General features: G+C 64.6%; 18 protein-coding genes. 16 read left to right on the plus strand and 2 right to left on the minus strand.

What is annotated here, in order from left to right:
• The first annotated feature begins 122 nt into the window (after positions 1–122).
• From K369_RS03910 to K369_RS03970, 13 genes are all read left to right on the plus strand, one after another.
• The gene (locus K369_RS03910; protein WP_036288046.1) at positions 123–1,793 is read left to right on the plus strand and encodes a GspE/PulE family protein; all 1,671 of its coding nucleotides are present in this window, start codon (positions 123–125) and stop codon (positions 1,791–1,793) included.
• 4 nt (positions 1,794–1,797) lie between these two features.
• Positions 1,798–3,000 (plus strand): type II secretion system F family protein, encoded by a 1,203-nt coding sequence (locus K369_RS03915; RefSeq protein WP_036288049.1) that lies wholly within the window; start codon positions 1,798–1,800, stop codon positions 2,998–3,000.
• Positions 2,997–3,461, plus strand: a complete 465-nt coding sequence (gspG, locus tag K369_RS03920) for a type II secretion system major pseudopilin GspG (RefSeq protein WP_036288052.1) — start codon at positions 2,997–2,999, stop codon at positions 3,459–3,461. The genes K369_RS03915 and gspG overlap by 4 nt, the downstream gene beginning before the upstream one ends.
• A gap of 106 nt (positions 3,462–3,567) precedes the next feature.
• Positions 3,568–3,999, plus strand: a complete 432-nt coding sequence (locus K369_RS03925; RefSeq protein ID WP_036288211.1) for a prepilin-type N-terminal cleavage/methylation domain-containing protein — start codon at positions 3,568–3,570, stop codon at positions 3,997–3,999.
• Positions 3,989–4,408: a prepilin-type N-terminal cleavage/methylation domain-containing protein gene (locus tag K369_RS03930; RefSeq protein WP_036288055.1), complete on the plus strand. Its 420-nt coding sequence runs from the start codon at positions 3,989–3,991 to the stop codon at positions 4,406–4,408. The genes K369_RS03925 and K369_RS03930 overlap by 11 nt, the downstream gene beginning before the upstream one ends.
• A gap of 20 nt (positions 4,409–4,428) precedes the next feature.
• The gene (locus tag K369_RS03935; RefSeq protein ID WP_036288059.1) at positions 4,429–5,202 is read left to right on the plus strand and encodes a hypothetical protein; all 774 of its coding nucleotides are present in this window, start codon (positions 4,429–4,431) and stop codon (positions 5,200–5,202) included.
• Complete coding sequence (locus tag K369_RS03940; RefSeq protein WP_036288062.1) at positions 5,145–6,104, plus strand: type II secretion system protein GspK; 960 nt, start codon at positions 5,145–5,147, stop codon at positions 6,102–6,104. Before K369_RS03935 ends, K369_RS03940 begins: the two co-directional genes overlap by 58 nt.
• A complete protein-coding gene (locus tag K369_RS03945; RefSeq protein WP_036288065.1) occupies positions 6,105–7,154 on the plus strand; it encodes a PilN domain-containing protein in 1,050 nt (349 codons plus the stop codon). It begins immediately after the preceding gene.
• A 2-nt stretch (positions 7,155–7,156) separates the two neighbouring features.
• A complete protein-coding gene (gene gspM / locus K369_RS03950) occupies positions 7,157–7,711 on the plus strand; it encodes a type II secretion system protein GspM (protein WP_036288068.1) in 555 nt (184 codons plus the stop codon).
• Positions 7,708–8,172 (plus strand): hypothetical protein, encoded by a 465-nt coding sequence (locus tag K369_RS26965; protein WP_051948975.1) that lies wholly within the window; start codon positions 7,708–7,710, stop codon positions 8,170–8,172. Before gspM ends, K369_RS26965 begins: the two co-directional genes overlap by 4 nt.
• A gap of 299 nt (positions 8,173–8,471) precedes the next feature.
• Entirely contained in the window at positions 8,472–8,900 is a 429-nt protein-coding gene (gene exbB, locus K369_RS03960) for a TonB-system energizer ExbB (protein ID WP_036288216.1), read from the plus strand.
• Positions 8,893–9,276 carry a biopolymer transporter ExbD gene (locus K369_RS03965; protein ID WP_036288071.1) on the plus strand — a complete coding sequence of 128 codons (384 nt, stop codon included), beginning with the start codon at positions 8,893–8,895 and terminating at the stop codon, positions 9,274–9,276. Before exbB ends, K369_RS03965 begins: the two co-directional genes overlap by 8 nt.
• Positions 9,277–9,285: 9 nt before the next feature.
• Entirely contained in the window at positions 9,286–10,020 is a 735-nt protein-coding gene (locus K369_RS03970) for an energy transducer TonB (protein ID WP_084570462.1), read from the plus strand.
• Between the two features lie 504 nt (positions 10,021–10,524).
• Here the strand turns inward: K369_RS03970 and K369_RS03980 are convergent.
• Positions 10,525–12,090: a rhodanese-like domain-containing protein gene (locus K369_RS03980; RefSeq protein ID WP_036288081.1), complete on the minus strand. Its 1,566-nt coding sequence runs from the start codon at positions 12,088–12,090 to the stop codon at positions 10,525–10,527.
• 550 nt (positions 12,091–12,640) lie between these two features.
• Between K369_RS03980 and K369_RS03985 the strand changes: the two genes are divergently transcribed.
• The 3 genes from K369_RS03985 (at position 12,641) to K369_RS03995 (ending at position 18,263) form a co-directional block, all read left to right on the plus strand.
• Complete coding sequence (locus tag K369_RS03985; RefSeq protein WP_036288084.1) at positions 12,641–13,618, plus strand: aliphatic sulfonate ABC transporter substrate-binding protein; 978 nt, start codon at positions 12,641–12,643, stop codon at positions 13,616–13,618.
• A gap of 371 nt (positions 13,619–13,989) precedes the next feature.
• Positions 13,990–16,287 carry an arylsulfatase gene (locus K369_RS03990; protein WP_245278086.1) on the plus strand — a complete coding sequence of 766 codons (2,298 nt, stop codon included), beginning with the start codon at positions 13,990–13,992 and terminating at the stop codon, positions 16,285–16,287.
• Between the two features lie 44 nt (positions 16,288–16,331).
• Entirely contained in the window at positions 16,332–18,263 is a 1,932-nt protein-coding gene (locus K369_RS03995) for a tetratricopeptide repeat protein (protein WP_036288089.1), read from the plus strand.
• Positions 18,264–18,273: 10 nt separating this feature from the next.
• Here K369_RS03995 and K369_RS04000 read toward each other — a convergent pair whose 3' ends face one another.
• Positions 18,274–20,595 (minus strand): arylsulfatase, encoded by a 2,322-nt coding sequence (locus K369_RS04000; protein WP_036288092.1) that lies wholly within the window; start codon positions 20,593–20,595, stop codon positions 18,274–18,276.
• Positions 20,596–20,871 lie beyond the last annotated feature (276 nt).

Below are 20,871 nucleotides of genomic sequence, written 5' to 3' on the forward strand. Positions count from 1 at the left end.
GGTAACAAATACTGTGTGCAAGATTCACGCCTCCAATTCGCTTGCATATCGGCTCATACGCTATATAAATAGCATTGCTCATGAAAGCAAGATTGCCACGTTCCTCGACCGATGTGTGATCGATGTCTCGCGAGGCGTTTTTTGAATATCTCGCCCGCAAAGGCGGACTGAGTGAAGCGAACGCGTTGGAGCGCGCATTGCGCGCCAATGGCGGCGAAGCGGCGGCCGAATTCGATTGGGTGAGCGCGACAAAACTGTCGGCCTCCGCCTTCGCCGACGAGCTCGCTGAATTCTATTCCTGCAAGCGCATCGCGCGCGGCGGACTCGCCGGCTTGACGTTTGGCGGCGCCGCGCTGTCGCCGCGTTTTCTCAAGGACGGGCGCCTGTTTCCCTTTATGGACGACGATGAGCTGGTGCTCGCCATCGCTGCTCCGCTCGACGAGGAAATGCGTTCCGCGGTGGAGACGGCTCTCGGGCGGCGCGCGCGCTTCGCCGTCGCGACGGCGGAAGAGATAGAGGCCGCGCTCGGCTCCGTACAGGAGCAGGCGAATTCGGAACACCCGCAGGCGGCACATGCCGAAGCCGCTTCCGACGACCTCGACGATCTCCGCGATCTCGCGCGCGGAGCGCCCGTCGTGCGAGCGCTCGACGATCTGCTTCGTCTCGCGGTCGAGCAGCGTGCGACCGACCTTCACATCGAGCCTTTCGCGGGGGCCTTGCATGTGCGAATTCGCGTCGACGGCCTGTTGAAGCCGGCGCCTGCGCCGCCGGCCAGCATGGCCAAGGGCCTGCTCTCACGCCTCAAGATCATGGCCGGGCTGAACATCACCGAGCGGCGACTTCCCCAGGACGGGCGGGCGCGCATTACCATCGGAGGCGCGGAAATCGATCTGCGCGTCGCGACCTCTCCCAATCTCTACAGCGAGGGAGCTGTGGTGCGTCTGCTGCGCAAAGGGGCAGGGGTGGTCGCCCTCGATGAGCTCGGCCTGTCGGAGCGCGACGGCGGAATTTTACGGCGCACGCTGCAAGCGCCTTTCGGCATGATCATCGTCACCGGGCCGACCGGCTCGGGAAAGACGACGACGCTCGCCGCTTCGCTCTCCGAAATCAACGAGCCGACACGAAAGATTCTGACCGTCGAGGATCCGGTCGAATATCAAATTCCCGGCGTCAACCAGATGCAGGTCCATCCGGGCATCGGCCTCACTTTCGCAGCGGCGCTACGCTCTTTTCTGCGCCAGGACCCGGACGTGATCATGGTCGGCGAGATGCGTGATGCGGAAACCGCCCATATAGGCGTCCATGCGGCGCTCACCGGTCATCTCGTGCTGACGACTTTGCACACGAATACGGCCGCGGGCGCGATCACGCGCCTTATCGATATGGGCGTCGAGAGTTTTCTGCTCGCTTCCTGCGTTCGGGCCGTCGTCGGCCAGCGGCTCGTCCGCATTTTGTGCCAGGACTGCAAACAATCCCATGAACTGACCTGCGACGATCTCGCGGCAGATGCGCGCTACGCCTCGCTCGGCTTCGCGAAAGGCGAGACTTTGTATCGCCCCAAGGGGTGCGAATGGTGCAATTTCACCGGCTTTCGCGGACGCAAAGGCGTCTTCGAGGTCATCGAAGCTTCCGCCGCGCTTCGCGAGGCCATCGGGCCGAAGGTGGACGCGCATGAATTAGAAAAGGTCGCGAAGCGTGAAGGCATGACGTCGATGACGGACGACGGAGCCGCCAAATGCCGCTCTGGCCTCACGACAATCGACGAGATTTTCCGCGTTACCATGAGCTTGTGAAATCATGCCCCAGTTTCGCTATCGCGCAGTGACGCAGACGGGAGACATGGTCTCCGGCGAGGTCGAAGCGGCGACGCGCGAAGAGGTGCTGCGCCGCATCGAATATCTCGGCCATCTGCCGATAGATGCGGAGATGGCTTCGAAATCGGTCATCGGCGGGGGAGCCGGCGGCGCTCGGCCGCCGGCGCGCGACGTGACGATCCTTCTTCGGCAATTGGCGCTGCTCGCCGGCGCCGGCCTCACGCTGGACGCGGCGTTGCAGACGCTCGCGGAGGATGCGAGCAAGCCGATTCAGCGCTTTGCGACCGGGTTGCGTTCGATGATCTCCTCGGGCGACAGTTTCTCAGAAGCGCTGGAGCGGCGCCCCGACATCGTCGATCCGGCCTATGTCGCCATGGCCCGCGCGGGCGAAGCGTCCGGCAAGCTGCAAGCCGTGCTCGGCGCCATTGTCGAGGATCGCGTGCGGCGCGAAGCCCTTTCGGAACGGGTCGGCTCGGCCATCCGCTATCCCTTGTTTCTCATAGGGGCGGCGCTACTGGTTCTCTTCTTCTTTCTTCTGTATGTCGTACCGCAATTCGAGCCCGTGTTTCACGACCTCGGCGATCGCCTCAATGGTGGAATCGCCTTCGTTCTGGCTGTGTCCGCCTGGCTGCACGCCAATCTCTATCCCTTTCTCGCGGCCTGCGCGGCCATCGCGCTCTTTCTCTTTTACGTCTTCTCGAGGCCGGAGGCGCGCGCGGCGCTCATCTCCGCAATCGCGCGCATTCCGGGTGTCGCGGGTCCCATGCAGGACTGGCGCACGACGCGCGTCATCGGCGCTCTGGGGCTCCTTCTCGGCAATGGCGTGCCTTTGCCGGCGACGCTGAAGATCCTTCGCGACGTCGTCGTCGAGCCGCGGGCCGTCGCGGCGATCGACAGGATTCACGAGCAGGTGCGCAGCGGGCGCCGCTTCGCCGACGCTCTCGCCGAGACGGGGCTGCTGCCGCCGCTCGCCGTGCGCATGCTGCGTATCGGGGAAGAGACCGGAGACCTGCCCGCGATCGCCGCGCATGCGACCCAATTCTACGAGCAACGGCTCGGCGCCGGCCTCGATCGGCTCATGGGGGCGATCGGTCCGTCCGCCATCATCGTCGTCAGCGTCCTCGTCGGCGCCCTCGTCGTCTCGATCATGAGCGCCCTCCTCAGCATAACGGACCTCGCCAAATGACAAGCGCCCTCCCGCCGAGTCCCGGCCGCCGTCGTCCCTCACGCGGCGGGAGGGCCGGTTACACGCTGGTGGAAATGTTGGTGGTCCTCACCATCATCGGCCTGATCGTCGGCCTCGTCGGCCCGCGTGTGCTGAACTATTTGGGCGAATCGCGCGTGAAGACGGCGCATCTGCAAATCGAGAGCTTCGCCTCGGCCCTCGACCTCTTCTTCATAGATGCGGGCCGCTATCCTTCCTCCTCCGAGGGGCTCGCCGCGCTGGTGGAACGCCCGAGCGGCGTCGACATTTGGAGCGGTCCCTATGTGAAAGGTGGCCGGCTGCCCAACGACCCCTGGGGAAAGCCCTATATCTACCGCTTCCCCATCGATCATGCGCCGCCTTACGAAATCATTTCGCTCGGTTCGGACGGACAGGAAGGCGGCGTCGGCGCGGCGGCGGATATTTCCAATGTCGAGCGCTGATCGCCAGGATCGCGCGGAAGGCAGGGATTCTCGTGCTCGCACCGAAACGGTCGCGAAGCCGTCGTCTCGAAGTGGACGGGCGAGTTCCGGAAGGCCTCGGCCTCGGATAGATCGCGCGGGCTTCACTCTCGTGGAGACCATGGCCGTGATGATGATCGTCGCTCTCGTCTCTGGTCTCGTCCTCGCATGGACCTTCGGCTCCGGCCGCTCGAAATTGAAGGCGGTCGCGCTCGAAGCGGCTGCGCTGCTCAGGCGCGAGCGGCTCGGAGCCATGTTGAGCGGCCGCCCGCGCCACGTCGCGCTCGACGTCTCGGCGCGCCTGCTGGTCGGCGAGAGCGGGGGCAGGGTCGCCGTGCCGCAGGATATCTCGCTCGATCTCCTCGCCGCGGATGGATCGAATGGCGCTTTGCGAGCGGTGGCGCGCTTCGAGCCGGACGGCGCCTCCACCGGCTCCATTCTCTCTTTTGTAAGGGAGGGCGCGCGCTATGACGTGCGCGTCGACTGGTTCAGCGGAAAGGTCTCGGTCGATGCGCCATGACCGAGCCTCACGCCGGGCGGGCTTCACCCTCATCGAGGCGTTGGCGGCGCTCGCCGTTCTGGCGGCCTTCGCCGCCGCGCTCGGCCCGCAGCTTTTCCACGCGCGCGGCGCGCTCGCCAAAGGCAAGGGGCGCGTCGCCGCCGATGCGCTGCTGCGCTCGCTCATCGCGGCGCCTTTCGATCGCACCGGGTCGCTCGATGCGCGGGAAGGTGAAACCGGCGGCTTTCGCTGGCGCGTCACCGTCGAGCCGATCTCTCTCGAGGCGCCCGTGTTCGAAGAAGCGTCGGCGGCGAAGGACAAAGACGGAGCCGATGCACGCAAATGGTCGGCCTACCGCGTCGAGGCGCGCGTCGCCTGGGGCGATCAGTCGGTCGCGGCGGAAACGATCCGCCTCGCGCTCGTTCATTAGGCGTATTCGGGAGGAAGGCCTTGGAAGCTCGTGCGGACAAAGGACGACGCGGAGGTTTCACTCTCGTCGAGACTCTGGCCGCGCTCGCGGTGACCACGTCGATCATCGTCGGCGCGGCCACGCTGACCCACCACGTCGTCTTTCATTTCGACCATGGGGCGCGCGGCGTCGATGACGCCGAACGTTTCGCCCTCGCCATGGAGCGTCTCGCCCGCGATTTCGGCGCGGCGAGCTATGCGACGTTGAAGCCGACCGGAGCGGCGACGCGCAGCGCCCCTGCGCCCGGCGCCGCGCCGGGCAAGACTCGGGAGGAGCCGCCGGCTCCGGTCGCCTTCGATGGCGCCGCCGAAAGGCTCGTCTTCGTGACATCGAGCGCGGTCGGCGTGCGGGCGGCGCGGGAGGAGATCGTCACGCTTTTGGTCGAGTCCGTGGGCGAAGACGGCGCGCGTCTCGTCCGGCGGCGCACGCCGTGGCTCGGGCCGCGCGTGGGCCTCGACGACGGGCCGGCGCAAGACCTCGTCGTTCTGCTCGAGGGGCGTTTCGACATATCCTTCGCCTATGGGCGCTTCGAGCAAGGGGCTACGAGCTGGAGCGTCGACTGGCGCGGCGAGACGGAACTGCCGCGCCTCGTTCGCCTCGATCTGCGGGACAAGGACACGGGAGAACGGCTCTTTCCGGGAGCGGAGTTCGTTCTGCGCGCCGACGCGCCGGCCGCCTGCGCGAACGCGGATTCGAAATGTCTTCCCGCCAGGAGGAGAGAGCCGGAGGCGCCGCCGCGGCGAACGCCGACGTGAAGACCGCTCGCCGTCTTCGATCGCGCAGGGGCGTCGTCCTCGTCGCCGTTCTGTGGATGATCGCGCTGCTCTCGGCGCTCGCAATGGCGGCCTCGACGAGCTTGCGCAGCTTCGCGGGACTGCTGGCGATCGATCGCGACCGCGTTCAGGCCGAGGCGCTGATCGGCGCGGGCGTCGAGGTCGGGGCCGATCTGCTGCTCAAATATGGCGGCAGGCCTCTGCTTCCGGTGGAGACGCGCTTTTCCCTGCGAAGCGGGGAGGGGCGCGTCCGGATGAGCGACGAGCTCGGCCGGATCGACATCAACAAGGCGCCGGTCGAGACGCTCGCGTCTCTGTTCGTCGGTCTTGCCGCAGAGGATGCCGAGACGGTCGCGCGCGCCATCGTGCGCTGGCGGGATCCGGCCGATGCGTCCGAGGCGCCGAAGCCGGCGCAAAAACCCGAGACTACCCAGCCACGCCATTTCGAGCGGACATTCTCCAACGTCGATCAGTTGGCGCAAATCCCCACAGTGCCCGCCGAATATGCGACCCTCATCGCGCCTTTCGTCACTGTCTTCGGCGAGGAGACGGTGAATGCCACGACGGCCTCCGCTGAAGTGTTGCGCTTGCTGCCGCAGATGACCGAGGCGCGCGTCGAGCGGCTGCTGGAGGCGCGCGCGACAGGACGGCTCGAAGCGGGGGAGAGCGAACGAATTCTCGGTCCCTCGGCACGCTACGCCAAGCCCGCGGGCCGCAGCGTCGCTCGGCTGGAAATCGCAGTCGCGCTCGCCGACGGCTTTTCCTCGGAGGCCGAGGCGATCATCGTCGTGCTTCCGAACGACAGGGAGCCCTTTCGCATTCTTGCTTTTCGGCAATCGCCTCGGGCGACGGCCTATGCCGAAACCTATTCCCGGAGAGAATGAATGCCGCGCTTCGGTCTTCTCGTCCGCTGGACGGATGTCCTATGTGGCCTCGTCTTGCAAGTCGCCGAAATGCGACGCAATCGCAATATGTTGCGCGTCACGCGCTCCGACGGACAAGTTTTGATTCGCGCCGGCGCTGGTCCCGACGCGCCGCTCGTCGCCGCCGTGACGGTGGGCCAAAGGCCGCCGGACGAGGTTCTGCGACGCGCGAGCGATGGCTTCCTCGTGCTCGAATGGCCGCGCGACAAGACGATCACGCGTACCCTGGGGCTGCCGGCGCAAGCGCGTGAATTTCTCGCTGGCGTCATCACCAACCAGCTCGATCGTCTCTCGCCTTGGCCGGTCGGCCAGATTCTCCACAGCCATGTGGCGACGCCGCAGGCGGATTCGAGCCGACTGGCGGTGCGGGTGCTGATCGCACGGCAAGCCGATGTCGACGCCGCGCGGGCCGAGCTCGCCGAAATGGGTCTCAATGTCGATCGAGTCGAGAGCGCTCCCGACGCCGGGGAGGAGCCTGTCGCCTTCTGGTCGAGCAGAGCGTCGCAAGGCGACGCGGCCTCGCGTCGGCGTTTGCGCCTTTTCATCGGCGGCGCCGCCGCCTACGTCGCGATTTGCGTGCTGATCGTCGTGGCGGGCTCGATCGTCACGAACGCGCTTCAGGAGGAGACGCAAGCGCTCACCGCTCGCACGCACGCGCTCCAAAAACGCGCCGACGCCGCCAAAAATCCGGGCGCAATCCAGGCATTGCAACCGCCGGAGCGCGCCTGGATATGGAAAGAGGCGTCGACGCCCGTCGTCGCGCTCGTCGACGCATTGTCGCGCGCCATTCCCGACGACGCCTATCTGGAAAGCCTTTCCGTGGAGGCAGGCAAGCTGCGCATTTCGGGACTCGCCGCCGACGCGCCGCCGCTCATCGACGCCCTCGAGAAAACCGGTCGCTTCTTCGATGCGCGCTTCTCCGCCTCGACGACGCGCGCCTCCGACGGCAGGCTGTTTCGCTTCGGCATAGAGGCCAATCTCGCCGCGGGCGCGACGAAGAAAGGAAAGTGAGCGTGTCCATCGACTTCGAGCTCGATCGCGAACAGAGCCTCGCGCTCGGCGGGCTCGCGCTGCTCTTTCTCCTTTGCAGCGCGGCGGCGACCGTCTCGATTTGCGCATGGAACGACGCCGCGGAAGAGGCCGCCCAGCGACGCGCCATACTTGCACAGGCGGAGACGGCGCAGCGCCGAGGCGGGCCGGGCGGGACGCACGCTGCGATCGCGCCGGAGGCGGCCTTTCTAGCGGCGCCGACCGAAGGGCAGGCGAGCGCCCTGTTGCAGGCTCACGTCACACGGCTCGTCACCGCGCGACGCGCCAGCGTCGCGTCTTCCACGACGCGGCCGGCGACGCGCGACGACGTCCCCGACGTCGTGCGACTGAGGGTAATGTTCGACATGGAGCTTTCGGCTTTGCAGGCGATGCTGTACGAGCTGGAGACAGGGACTCCCTATGTGTTCGTCGACGCATTCGTCGTTTCGCCGCAACGCGGCGCTCGAGACGCAGCGGACCAGCCGCATTTGCGCGTCACATTGGATCTGAGAGCCCTCTGGCGCAGAATTCGCACATGAAGAAAAAGCTATCCATAATCCTTCTTGTTTCGGTGTGTGGCGTCGCGAGCTCCCAGCAGATCGAGGAGCGCGCCAAGCTCAATCCGGTCGCACATCTCGAACTGAAGAATTTCGCGGAGACGCTACGGCGGCCGCTTTTCTCGGCGACGCGGCGTCCGCCTCCGTCGCCCCCTGCCGTTGTGCATCGCGAGGCGCCGCCGCCGCCTCCACCGGACCCGCCTCCTTTGACGCTGGTCGGCGTCTTGGCCGACGACCAAGGCCCACGCGCTTTCGTGCGCACGAGTCCGACGGCCAAAATTCGCATTCTGCGGCAAGGCGAACAGGTCGAAAGTTGGACGGTGGTGGAGATCTGGCCGCAGCGAATTGTCATCGGCCGAGACACGCGCACCAGTGTCGTATCCATGTTCGCATCCAAAGTGCGTCAGCAAAACTCGGAGGCGGCGTCGTCCGCCAAGAACTGAAAAAAAGATGGGCGGGCGGCGGCACGACGTTCGCATGCGCCTGCCGGCTCGTCGAGACGCCTCCAGCGGCATGTCTTGCGAATACTCCAAGACAATTTGGCGAAAATTTCAGCAAGGCGACCGATAAAGCTGCGTTGGCGCCCGATCTTTCCAGTTGACGCGAAGTCAGTCCTGCGTGATGTAATTTGTGTAAATTGCGCGGCGTCGTTCGCTCGGAAGGCGATTTTTCCGACCGCGGCGGAAAGCATAGCGTCTGCCGGCATCGAAGGGGCGTGTCGTCGGCTGAGGAGACCCGCATCATGCAGATGGAATGGCTTTCGACGGCGATCGATTTCGGCGTCATCGGCCTCTTGGCCGCGCTCAGCGTCGTCGTCGTCGCTGTCGCATTGGAGCGCCTGTTTTTCTATCGCTCGATCGACATCGGCAGCTTCGCCAATGTCAAGGCGCTCGAGCTGGAATTGACCGAGCGGCTCGTCGTGATCGCCTCCGTCGCCTCTAACGCGCCCTATATAGGCCTGCTCGGCACGGTGCTCGGCATCATGCTCACTTTCTACAATATGGGCCTCGACGCGTCGGCTGACGCTGGCAAGATCATGGCCGGCCTCGCGCTCGCCCTGAAAGCGACGGCAGTCGGGCTCATCGTCGCCCTCGTGTCGGTGGTTTCCTACAACGCTCTTCTGCGCAAGACGAAGGTGCTGATCCTGAAATGGGAGATCGCCCATGGATGAGAAGCCTTTCGAGACGCTCAACGTCATTCCGCTCGTCGATGTGATGCTCGTGCTGCTCACAATGGTGCTGACGACGGCGAATTTCGTCGCGACGGGTCGTATTCCCGTTTCGCTGCCGCAGGCCACGCAGGCGAAGGCGGAGAAGCAGAAGGACAGGACGATCGAGCTCGCCGCCGATGGGCGAATTTACTTCGACGGTCAGGCCACGACGAAGGAGGAGCTGCCGGGCCGGCTCACGGGCCTGCCGCCGGAGACGGGCTTTCTTATTCGCGCCGACCGCGCCGTCGCCCTTCAGAGCTTTATCGACGTCGCCGACATTCTGAAGAAGTCGAATTTCACCAAGATCGCCGTGCAGACCAAGGCCGGCGGAAAATGAGGAATTGCGATGAGTTTGCAGGCGGCCGCCATTGCGGCGAACGACGGCAGGCGACGAACCCGCTTCACGATTTATCATGGCCTCTCGGCGTCGCTCGTTCTGCACGCGCTCCTGTCGCTGCCGTATCTTCTCTCCCGCGTCGAGCCGGACGAGGATGATCGATCGACGCTCGTCTTCGAGATGGACGGCCTCGTCTCGGACGAGCAGGCCGATGAAAAGCTCCAGCAGGACACGGCCGGCCAGACGCAGCAGGCCGCCCAGAACGCCGTCCAGGCGCAGCCGACCTCGCCTTCCGAGCAGAAGCCGATCGAAGACGATGGCGCGCCGCTTCAGCCTGCTTCGATCGCGGTCTCGGCGATCGCGCCGGCGAAGCCGAAGCCCGCCGGCTCGACGCAGGTGAATGGCGCGGAGGACCAGCAGATCGCCCGCACGATCGCGCATCGCGAGCTGCCGGAGGAGACGCTGCTTCGGGCCTATGGCAGGCTGGTGTCCAAGAAGATTCACGGGCGGCTCGTCTATCCGGAGGAAGGGCGGCGCGCCGCCTGGCGCGGCGTGACGAAGGTGTCGTTCTTCATTTTGGAGAGCGGGCAGATTCGCTCCGACAGCGTGAATGTGGCGTCGAGCAGCGGCCAGCCGCGGCTCGACGCGGCCGCGATGCAGACTGTTCGCGCGAGCGCGCCCTTCGGTCCGCCGCCGCGGCCGATCACTTTCGCGATCGACGTCGTCTTCGGCCCCGAGCGTTGAGCCGTCGAGGCGCCGAACACGAGGGCGGGACGATGTCCAACGACAAGATCGACGCCGTATTGGCGCTTCGCAAAAAATTCTGAATGCGCAAAACGACCTGCTGTCTTAAATTTGAATGCGTCGTCCTGTCATGTCGACGGCGACCCTCGAACTTCTCCCATTCTACGTTCGCGAGTCCGAGCGTGGGACAGGATGTCGCCTCGCGGATCGATGCGATAAATTTCCGAGAAGCCTTCCTGAAACGTCGGCGCCTCGAGCAGTTGCGCGCGCTCGATGCCGAGCAGCAGGCAGCGCCGCATCGAATACGGCTGCCGATTCTCGAACGATGCGTTTCGACGACGTCTGGATCCAAAAGGATTTTTCCTGCGCCCTGCAAACCAAAGACGATGTAAAGTCTCTCGATCGTCCTTTCGGCGACCGCCGCCGACAATTGCAGATAGCACTGTTCTCAAGCGGCCTTGCAGCCAGCCGCAGAACGCCGAGCGGAGCCCGTCACCGTTTGCGCTATCTCACCACATGGAAATTCGCGACGCCGTCATTGGCGAGCTGCGCGACGAGCTGCAGCTCCCAATCGATATAAGCCTGCATCGCGTCCTGCGAATTGTCGACGCCTTCATAGGGACGCTTATAGCTGTCGTCCGGCTCGCTGAGCCATCGCGCATTCTCGGAGGTCAGGGCGCCGAAAGCCTGCGTTCCACCGGCGAGCGCGACCGCGCCGCGGGCCGCGACGATCTGCGCGCGCGCGAGATTGTCGAGCGCGGTCTCGCCGTCGGGAGAGACGAGCGCGATCCGCTTATCGCGCGGCAGCGTCGCGAGATCGCGCTCGAGATGCGCGAGCGCCGCCCAATAGGCTCCGGCGATATGACTGGCGCGATAGACGGGGCCGCGGGATAGATCGACGATCGTGAAATTATCGCGCCCGGAGACGAGCTCCTCTGGCGAGATCGTCGCGCCCGGCGCCGCGACAATCGGCGGGCGTCGGCGCGGCGATGCGCCTCGCTCGGTCGCCGCGGCCGCTTGCGGCGAGAGAACGGCGGTCTCCCAGCCGAGTTGCGTCAGCCATGAAGCCGTCGACAGCGCGCGCGCTTCGAGATCGTCATAGAGAATGATCTTCGCGCCGCGCACAGCCACCCACTCATCGGTCGCCTGCACGAGCTGTCCGCCCGGAGCGGAACGAAACCCGGGCGCATGGCCCGCGGCATATTCTTCCGGCGAGCGCACGTCGAGCAGATAGAGAGTGCGTCTGTCTCTCGTGGCGAGCGCGGCCTCGTAGGCCTCGGCGTCGAGCGTCGCGACGCCGAGACGCGCGGCGCGGGCGCGCGTTCCGGCGAGCGCGCGCTCGTGCTGCTCCTTCCCGAGCGGAGGAAAGCGTCGCGTCTGTCCACGGTCGAGCGCCAGCCCATCGAGAGTCCAGCCGATCGTGCCATTGCGCAGCGCGGCGACGCGATTGGGAATAGCGGCGTCGATGAGGCTCTGCGTCCCGATGATCGAGCGCGTGCGTCCGGCGCAATTGACGATGACGAGCGTGTTCGGAGACGGCGCTATGTCGAAGACGCGCAAGGCGAGTTCTGCGCCCGGCACGCTGACCGCGTTCGGAATGCTCATCGTGTGATATTCCTCGAAGCGGCGCGCGTCGAGCACGACGGCGTCGGCGCCCGCGCGAATGAGGCCCTCGACCTCGCGCGCGGAGAGCGACGGCGTGTGGCGAATGGATTCGACGAGCTCGCCAAAGGCTTTCGACACGACATTGACGTCGCGGAACAGCTCGCCGACCTTTTGATAGGCCGAGAGGCCGCCCTCGAGCAGCGCCACATCCGAATAGCCTAGGCTCGAGAAACGGCGCGCAGCCTGTTCCGCAAATCCTTCGCCATCGTCATAGACGACGATTTTCGCCGAGAGACGCGGGGCGAGGTCATAGGCTCTGACCTCGACTTCGGAGAAGGGCAGCGAGACGGCGAAGAAAGGGTGCGCACGCGCATAAGGCCCTTCCTCGCGCGCGTCGAACACGGCGACCTCGTCGCGCGCGCGCCAGAGCGCCCTCAGCGCATGCGCGGAAATCTGCTCGACCATAGCCTCTAACTCCCGATCTTTTCGGTAGGTTCATATGATGCGACGTCGACGAGAGCGCGACCTCTCGAGACGTCTTCGCCCGACATCATCACGCCTTCTATCCATCGATTTTGCAGCGCGCGCAAGCGGTCATGGCATAGCTTGACCGCGTCGGCGCCACAGGTCTATTCACTAATTTTTGATCGCGTTTATATATTGATAGGGGCGCGACATGAGAATCGGACCGGGCAGGGATTCTTCGACACCGGCGGCGTGAGCAAAGCGCTCAATTCGCTCATGCCTTGTCGGTATGGGTGAAGAATTTGTTCGACAACCGCCCCTTCGTCGCCTGGGCGCCGGGCAATACGACGACGCCCGCGACGATCGGCTGGCCCATTGACCCTCGCGCATTCGACGGGACGATGCTCGTCGAGCTGTATTGATCGAGGGACGCGAAGTCGCGATGACGCTTCACAATAAGCGATCTACTCACTAGGAAATATAGGCTGATTGCGCTAGGGTCCGAGGCGCGGGGGGGGCTTGTCGCCGAAACGATCGGAGCGAGGCGGTCATGACGAGAAGAATTTGGAAATCCGTGGCCGTCAGAGTCATGGCGATGGTCGCGATATTGCTTCTCGCATCGATAGGAAGGCATGAGGCCTCCGCCGCCGAGGACGTTCTGCGCATCGGCTATCAGAAGTCCTCGACGCTTCTCATTCTTCTCAAAGGGCAGGGCGCGCTCGAGAAGGCGCTGGCTCCATTGGGCGTGAAGGTCGCCTGGCATGAATTCAGCTCCGGCCTGCCGCTTCTAGAAGGCGTCAATGTCGGCAGCATCGATTTGTCGGCGGACGTCGCCGAGCCTGTGCCGCTCTTCGCCCAGGCGGCCAACGCCAAGCTGACCTATCTCGCGCAGGAAAAACCGTCGCCGACCGGTCAGGCGATCGTCGTGCGCAAGGACTCGCCGATCAAGACGCTCGCCGACCTCAAGGGTAAGAAGATCGGCTTCGCCAAAGCCGCAGGCGTCCACTACCTGACTCTGCAGACCTTGGAGAAGGCCGGCGTAAAGCTCAAAGAGACAGATATCGTCTATCTTCAGCCCGCCGACGGGCGAGTTGCTTTCGAAAGAGGCGCGATAGACGCGTGGGCGATATGGGATCCTTTTTTGGCGGCGCTGCAGAAGAGCGTCGACGTCAAAGTGCTTGCGGACGGCGCCGCCGTCGGCGTGAGCTACCGGCGTTTCTATCTGGCGTCGACGAAGTATGCGTCGAGTCGACCCGATGTTTTGAAGATCGTCGTCGACGAGCTCCGTAAAGCCGGAGAGTGGATCAAGACGCAACCAAAGGACGCAGCGGAACGTTTGGCCCCCCTCGTCGGACTCGACGCGCCGACCATAGAGCTCGCCAATAGTCGCCGCAGCTATGCCGTGGCGCTGGTGGACGAAGAAGCGCTCGCCGAGCAGCAGAGAATTTCCGACGCTTTCACCGAAGCCCAGCTTCTTCCCCGAAAATTGGACGTGCGCGGCAACGATGTGTGGAAAGGCGCCCGTTGAATTCGATACGCGCGCTTGCGCCGCATCACCGACTTCTGGCGAAGAATCACATCCGTCGCGAGGCGTCACCGTGCTTCCGGCGATGACCTCCTTGCCGCTCTCGGCGCGCGACAGCCATTCACCGTGACTTCGCCGCCGATCGGAAAATCATCCTCGCGCGCGCTCGGCGCAGCAAGGCAAATGTCCTGATCCGATCAGGTCTTCCGCGCGCGAATTTTCCCGAAGAGCTCGAGGATTGACATGACGCCACGAGCCATTAATACTACTATTATGATGTAATTAATGAGGTTGTTGTGCGCCGACCGGTCCGCTCCCTCGCCTGCTTCGTGTTCGGCCTGGCCTTCGCGCTAGAGAACGCTCACGCGGACGTCTTGCCGCATCCGGAACCGGCCTTCTCCGGCGTCGTCGCCGATACGCGCGAAAAATCGACTCCCGCTTTCCCCGCGCCCGTCCTTGCGGCGAAAGGCGCGCCGAACGTCATTTTGATCCTGCTCGACGACGTCGGCTTTTCCGCTTCCTCCACATTCGGCGGCGCGGCGCAGACGCCCGAGCTGGACAGGCTCGCAGCGCGAGGCCTGCGTTACAACCAGTTCCACACCACCGCGCTCTGCTCGCCGACGCGCGCCTCGCTGCTCACCGGCCGCAACCAGCATCAGGTGGGCTTCGGCAATCTCGCCGACGTCGCAACCGGCTATCCCGCCTATAATTCCATTTGGAAAAATGAGAGCGCCTCGATCGCCAGAGTGTTGCGCCTCAATGGGTACAGCACCGCGGCATTCGGGAAGTGGCACAACACGCCGCTCTGGGAGATTTCGCCGGTCGGTCCCTTCGACCATTGGCCGACGGGATTCGGCTTCGAATATTTCTATGGCTTCCAGGCCGGCGAAACCAGCCAATGGGAGCCGCAGCTCTACCGCAACACGGTCGCAGTCGAGCCGACGAAAAAGCCCGAGCAAGGCTATCATCTCACCAGCGATCTCGTCGACGACGCGGTCAAATGGTTGCACAATCACGAAGCGGTCGCGCCAGAAAAGCCTTTCTTTCTCTATTTCGCGACCGGCGCGACCCACGCGCCGCATCATGTTCCGAAAGAATGGATCGACAAATACAAGGGCCGATTCGACCAGGGTTGGGACAGGCTGCGTGAGGAGAATTTCGCTCGTCAGAAGGCGCTCGGCGTCATTCCCGCCAATGCAAAATTGACGGCGCGGCCCGAGGGGCTGCCCGCCTGGGAGTCGCTCACCGCCGATCAAAGGCGGCTTTTCGCGCATCAGATGGAAGTCTATTCCGCCTTCCTTTCGCATACCGATCACGAAGTCGGCCGGCTGTTGAAGGCGCTCGACGACGAAGGCCGCGCCGCAGATACTTTGATTCTCTATATCGTCGGCGACAATGGCGGGAGCGCCGAAGGCGGCTTGAACGGCTCGGACAGCAATCTCGGCACATTGCAGGGCTCGAACACCGAGGTCGCCTTCCAATCGCAGCACTTGTCCGATCTCGGAAGCCCGCTCTTCGACAATCACTACGCCGCCGGCTGGTCCTGGGCGACCACCACGCCCTTCCAATGGATGAAGCAGATCGCCTCGCATTTCGGCGGCACGCGCAACCCTCTCGTCGTGTCCTGGCCTGGCCATCTCCGCGAGACGCAGGCGATCCGCAGCCAATTCGGCCATGTCAACGACATTGCGCCGACCATTTACGCGGCGGCGGGCGTCACCTTTCCGGAAAAAGTCGACGGCGTCGCGCAATTGCCCCTGGAAGGCGTGAGCTTGCTGCCGAGCTTCGCCGACCCTTCGGCCAAGAGCGCGCATCGCGAGCAATATTTCGAGATTTTCGGCAATCGGGCGATCTACAAGGACGGCTGGGTCGCCGGCGCGCGCCGCTATGCGCCATGGGAAGCTTTCACCAATCTGCCTCGGCTGTTTCGCGGCGGTTTCGAGAACGACAGATGGGAACTCTATCACGTCGACGAGGATTTCTCCGAGGCTCGCGACCTCGCCGAGCAAAATCCAGAAAAGCTCGCCGAGCTGAAGGCGGAGTTCGATCGCGAGGCGCGCCGCAACGCCGTCTATCCGCTCGTGCCGATACCCGAACCGGACAAATTCCCGTCGCCTGCATCGGGCAAGAGCCATTTCGTGTTTTATGACGGGGTCGAGCGCCTTCCGACCCGAGTCCTGCCCGAGATCGGCGCGCGCAGCCACAAGATCACCGCCGTGATCGACAATGACGACGGCAAGGCTGAAGGGGTGATCATCGCCGAGGGCGGCCGCCACGGCGGCTACTCTCTCTATGTGAAGGACGGCAGGCCGAGCTACCAGAACAATCTGTTCGGCCAGACGCTGGAAAAGCTCGTCGCGTCCAAGCCTCTGCCGCGCGGCCGGGTTACGATCGTCTATGAATTCGACGTCGATTTTTCGCTGACCGAAGCCGCCAAGGGCCTCTTGTCCTCGGCGCTCGTCGCCAAGGCGCGGCCGGGCGTGGGCCGGTTGACCGTCAATGGCGAAGAAGTCGCGAGCAGCCACCTCAGCCTGTTCGGCGGCTTTCGCAGCATCGGCACGGAGACATTGGACATAGGCAAAGACCTCGGCTCTCCGGTTTCTTCCGATTACGACTCGCCCTTCGCCTTCGCCGGCAGAGTGGAAAAAGTGGAGATCGATCTGAAAAAATAAGGCGGCGCTCCCCTCGATGCGCGTGGAACGCTTATGATCGCCGCATGAAGGGAATTCTTCGTTTCGTGCTGGGCGCCGTCGCTGCGGGCTCGCTTGTTCTCCTGCTCACAGCGTTGCGCGCGCAGCCGAATGTGGAGCCCGAATTTGTCGGCGCAAAAGTCTGCGCCGGCTGCCATGCGACGCAGACCGAAGCCTGGAGCCGGTCTCATCACGCGAGGAGCATGGAGGCGCCGACGACCGAAACGGTTCTCGGCAATTTCTCTGGGGCCGATCCTCGATTTTTCCGGCGTGGAAAAGATTTTTTTATTCGCGCCGAAGGCTCGGTCGGCGAGGAACAGGAGTTTGCTGTCGCCGCGACATTCGGCGTCGCGCCCATACAGCAATACCTCCTGACCCTGCCCGGGGGGCGTCTGCAGGCGTTTTCGACGGCCTGGGATTCCCGGCCGCAGTCCGAGGGCGGCCAGAGATGGTTCGATCTTTATCCGGGCGAGCGCATCGCGCCCGGCGATCCGCTGCATTGGACCGCGCGGGCGCAAAATTGGAATTTCATGTGCGCTGATTGCCACTCGACCGGCGTGGTCAAAAACTACCGTTTCGAAACCGACAGCTATGACACGCGCTGGCAGGAGGAGAATGTCTCCTGCGAGGCCTGCCACGGCCCCGGCTCGCGCCATGTCGAGCGGGCGAGAAAGGGCGAGGGCGCGGCCAGCGACCGCCTGATCGTCTCTCGGGAGGAAGCCGCAGGCCTTTGGGGCGATTTCGACGAGCGCGGCATTCGCCGGTGGAAAGGCGACGTTCGGAAAAACCCCTCAGAAGAGATTTGCGCGCCATGCCACTCCCGCCGGCGGCCGATCGCGCGAGCGCGGCCCGGCGAGGCGTTTCTCGGTGCTTTCATGCCCGAGCTGTTGGAGCCGGGGCTCTATTTCGACGACGGCCAGATCAAGGACGAAGTCTTCGAATGGGGCTCGTTCCTGCAGAGCCGCATGCATGGCGCGGGCGTGACCTGCGTCGATTGCCACGAGCCGCATGGCGCCGGGCTGCGCGCCGAGGGCAACGCGCTCTGCGGCCAATGTCATTCGGAAAAGGCGTTCGACCGGCCGCGGCATCATCATCACGCCGAGAACTCGCCCGCCGCGCGATGCGTCGCCTGCCATATGCCGCAGCGGGCCTATATGCAGATTCACATTCGTCATGATCATTCCTTTCGCATTCCCCGCCCGTCGGAGAGCGCGAAGCTCGGCGCGCCCAACGCCTGCAACGCTTGCCATTCCGACAAGAGCGCCGATTGGGCGGCGACCAAATTGCGGGACTGGGGCGCGACGCGGCAAGCGCCGGAGGAAGCGGTCTCCGAAATCAGCCGGGCCACACGCCTCGCCGCGGCCGCCGAGCGTCCCGGCGCCGGCGCTCTGCAGAGCCTAATCCCGGCGCTCCGCTCGACCTCGCCTTTGCTGCGCCTCGGCGCTCTGCGGGGCCTCGCGCCCTATGACGAAGCGCTCCGCGAAAAGCTCGCCGGACCTTTGCGCGACGATCCCGTGCGGGCGATCCGCATCGAAGCGGCGCGGCTGACCCCATTCACCGATCATCCGGCGCTCGAAGAATGGCGCGCGGCCGAGAGGCTCGCGGAAGATCGTCCGGAAAGCCATCTCAATCTCGGCGCCTTGGCGGCCGAGCGCGGCGAGACGCGGGAGGCGGAACGAGAATTCGAGCGCGCATCGAAGCTCGACCCGAATTATGCGCCGGCATGGCTGAACCTCGCCGATCTCTTGCGCGCCACCGGTCGCGACGTCGAGGCCGAGACGCCGCTGCGCAAAGCGCTCGCCGCGGCGCCGACCGACGCCGACGCGCATTATTCGCTGGCCTTGTGGCTCGTGCGGCAGAAGCGCCTCGCGGAGGCGAGGGCGCAGGTCGAGGCGGCGGCGCGGCTCTGGCCCACGGACTCCCGCTTCGCGGAATTGAGCCGTTTGCTGGCGCGCTGATCCCGAGCGGCTATTTCAGCTCCACATGAACTTTGTCGATCTGGCCGTTGAAGGCGAAGGGCGCGGCGTAATCCGGGCTGACAGGCGCGCCGGAATCGAGGCCGACGTCGAGCGTCTCATTGTAGGAGAGCTGGAGATTTTCGATCCGCCCTTCCGCCACCTTCGCGCCATTGACGCTCAGGATGATCTTTCCGGCGAAGACCACGCGCGGCTCGAAGGAGGTGCGGACTGGCGGCGGCTTGGCGGCGTCTGGGACGAATTCCACGCCGATCCGCGCCGCGCCGACTGGAAGCTTCGCAGCCGAGACGATTTTTCCGGCGACATTGCCCCAGGCCTTGGCGAGATAGACGAGCTTGCCGTCCTTCACATAGATCGAGAAGCCGCCGTAATCGCCGCCATCGGCGAAAATCACGCCTTCCGGCTGGGCGGGCAGGGTCACATCGGCGACGATCGAATGGGCGCGCCGGTTGAGCTTCGGCCCGATGCGCTGCGGAATATGGTCGGCGCCAGGGCGATAATCGAACACATTGCGGCCATCGGCAGGTGAAGGCAGAATGCCGCGCGCCGGCAGCAATGGGTAGATTTGCGTGCGCTCGGCCTCGCTGTCGAACAGCGCAGCCAGCTCCTTCACTTTCTCTGGCTTTTCCGCAGCCAGATCATGCGCCTGCGAGAAATCCGCGCGCAGATCGTAGAGCTCCCAAGGGTGTTGGCCGATCGCCAGATCGGCGCCGCGCGTCGCCGACCAGGGCGCGACATGGCGCGCGCCGGCCCACCAGCCTTCTTGGTAGATGGCGCGATTGCCGGAGGTCTCGAACACCTGCCGCCCATGGCTGCTCGGCGCCTTCGCGTCGTAGAAGCTCGCAGCGAAACTCTTGCCTTCGAGCGGCGTTTGCGCAACGCCGTCCACTTTGTCGGGCGCCGTTATGCCCGCCAGCTCGTAGATGGTCGGCGCGATATCGGTAATGTGCTGGAATTGCGTGCGCAATTCGCCGCGCGCCTTGATCTTCGCGGGCCAGGAGACGATGAGCGGATCGCGCGTTCCGCCGAGATGCGAGGCGACCTGCTTCGTCCATTGGAAGGGCGTCGAGCTCGCCCAGGCCCAGGCGGCGGCGTAATGATTGTCGAAAATCTCCTCGCCCAGTTCGTCGGCGCGCTTCAGCCGATCCGCGGGCGAAGGGGCCGCGCCATCGACCGCGATGACGTCGCGGCCATCGACGCCGCCTTCGCCCGACCCGCCATTGTCGCCGGCGATGTAGAGCACCAGCGTATTGTCGGCGATCCCATCCTTCTCCAGGCTCTTCAGCAGACGGCCGATCTCGAAATCGGTCTGCTCCATGAAGGCGGCGTAAACCTCCATCTGCCGGGCGAACAGCTTTTTTTCGTCTCCTGAGAGCGCATCCCAGGGCGGCAGCTCGGCGGGACGCGGAGTGAGTTCCGCATTGGCGGGAATGACGCCGAGAGCCTTCTGTCGCGCGAAAGTCTCCTCGCGCAATTTGTCCCAGCCCTGGTCGAAGGCGCCGCTATATTTGGCGATCCATTCTTTGGGAACCTGATGCGGCCAATGGGTGGCGCCGGGCGCGAAATAGAGCAGGAAAGGCTTGGCGGGCGCGACCGCCTCATGGGCATGGACCCATTTGACGGCGTCGTCGACGAGATCGGTGGTGAGATGATAGCCCGGCTCGCCGGCGCGGGGCGGATCGGCCGGCGTCGTGTTGCGATAGAGTCGCGGCGCATATTGGCTGTCATAGCCGGCCAGAAACCCGTAGAAATATTCGAAACCCAATCCCGTCGGCCAGCGATCGAAGGGACCGACAGGCGAGATTTCGTCATAGGGCGTGTTGTGCCATTTGCCGAAGGCCGCTGTGCTGTAGCCATTGTCACGCAAGACGCGGGCGAGGCTCGCGGCGCTCCTCGGCCAATGCGCATTGTAGCCCGGATAGCCCGTCGCGCCATCGGCCACGGAGCCGAAGCCGATCTGATGATCGGTGCGGCCCGACAGGAGCGCGGCGCGCGTCGGCGAGCATAGAGCGCTGACATGGAAAGCGTTGTATTTGAGGCCCCGCGCCGCCAGCCGGTCCAGCTCCGGCGTTTTCGCCGGGCCGCCGAAAGTGGATGTGGCGCCGAAGCCGGCGTCGTCCAATAGCACCAGCACGACATTGGGCGCGCCGCGTGCCGCCACGACCGGCGCCGGCCAGGCCGGCGGCGTGGCGTCGCGCGACGGATCGGCGATCACGGCGGGAGCCGCTTCTGGCTTGGGCAGGACTTCCTCGGCCTGGACGCCGAGCGACAGAGCGAAGACGACTGGAGCCGCGAAGAGCGAAGCATGACGCATAGAGATTCTACCGATGCGATGAGCTGGACGGCGTCCAGTGAGGGCCGGCGCCATTGCGTCGCGCCTATCAGACGCTACAGCAATTCTTCTTCCTACTAATATTGCGGCATTATGCACGCAAGGTCCATCGATCGGAGGCCGGCATATTCTCCTTCTCCCCAGCGCGGCATCGGCGACAGCGGACGCCTCTAGCATGATGAAACATGCCCGGACGGGGCGGATCGCGGTTGTCCGGCGCACCTCATAACCCTAGTATACAAGTAGGATAGTTATATG

Source organism: Methylosinus sp. PW1 (assembly GCF_000745215.1).
GTDB lineage: Bacteria > Pseudomonadota > Alphaproteobacteria > Rhizobiales > Beijerinckiaceae > Methylosinus.

Coding starts and splice junctions, on each gene's coding strand:
- K369_RS04000 (WP_036288092.1), bottom strand. CDS start 20,595: ATGCGTCATGCTTCGCTCTTCGCGGCTCCAGTCGTCTTCGCTCTGTCG.
- K369_RS03930 (WP_036288055.1), top strand. CDS start 3,989: ATGCGCCATGACCGAGCCTCACGCCGGGCGGGCTTCACCCTCATCGAG.
- exbB (WP_036288216.1), top strand. CDS start 8,472: ATGCAGATGGAATGGCTTTCGACGGCGATCGATTTCGGCGTCATCGGC.
- K369_RS03995 (WP_036288089.1), top strand. CDS start 16,332: ATGAAGGGAATTCTTCGTTTCGTGCTGGGCGCCGTCGCTGCGGGCTCG.
- K369_RS03915 (WP_036288049.1), top strand. CDS start 1,798: ATGCCCCAGTTTCGCTATCGCGCAGTGACGCAGACGGGAGACATGGTC.
- K369_RS03980 (WP_036288081.1), bottom strand. CDS start 12,090: ATGGTCGAGCAGATTTCCGCGCATGCGCTGAGGGCGCTCTGGCGCGCG.
- K369_RS03965 (WP_036288071.1), top strand. CDS start 8,893: ATGGATGAGAAGCCTTTCGAGACGCTCAACGTCATTCCGCTCGTCGAT.
- K369_RS03940 (WP_036288062.1), top strand. CDS start 5,145: ATGTCTTCCCGCCAGGAGGAGAGAGCCGGAGGCGCCGCCGCGGCGAAC.
- gspG (WP_036288052.1), top strand. CDS start 2,997: ATGACAAGCGCCCTCCCGCCGAGTCCCGGCCGCCGTCGTCCCTCACGC.
- K369_RS03985 (WP_036288084.1), top strand. CDS start 12,641: ATGACGAGAAGAATTTGGAAATCCGTGGCCGTCAGAGTCATGGCGATG.
- K369_RS26965 (WP_051948975.1), top strand. CDS start 7,708: ATGAAGAAAAAGCTATCCATAATCCTTCTTGTTTCGGTGTGTGGCGTC.
- K369_RS03970 (WP_084570462.1), top strand. CDS start 9,286: ATGAGTTTGCAGGCGGCCGCCATTGCGGCGAACGACGGCAGGCGACGA.
- K369_RS03945 (WP_036288065.1), top strand. CDS start 6,105: ATGCCGCGCTTCGGTCTTCTCGTCCGCTGGACGGATGTCCTATGTGGC.
- K369_RS03910 (WP_036288046.1), top strand. CDS start 123: ATGTCTCGCGAGGCGTTTTTTGAATATCTCGCCCGCAAAGGCGGACTG.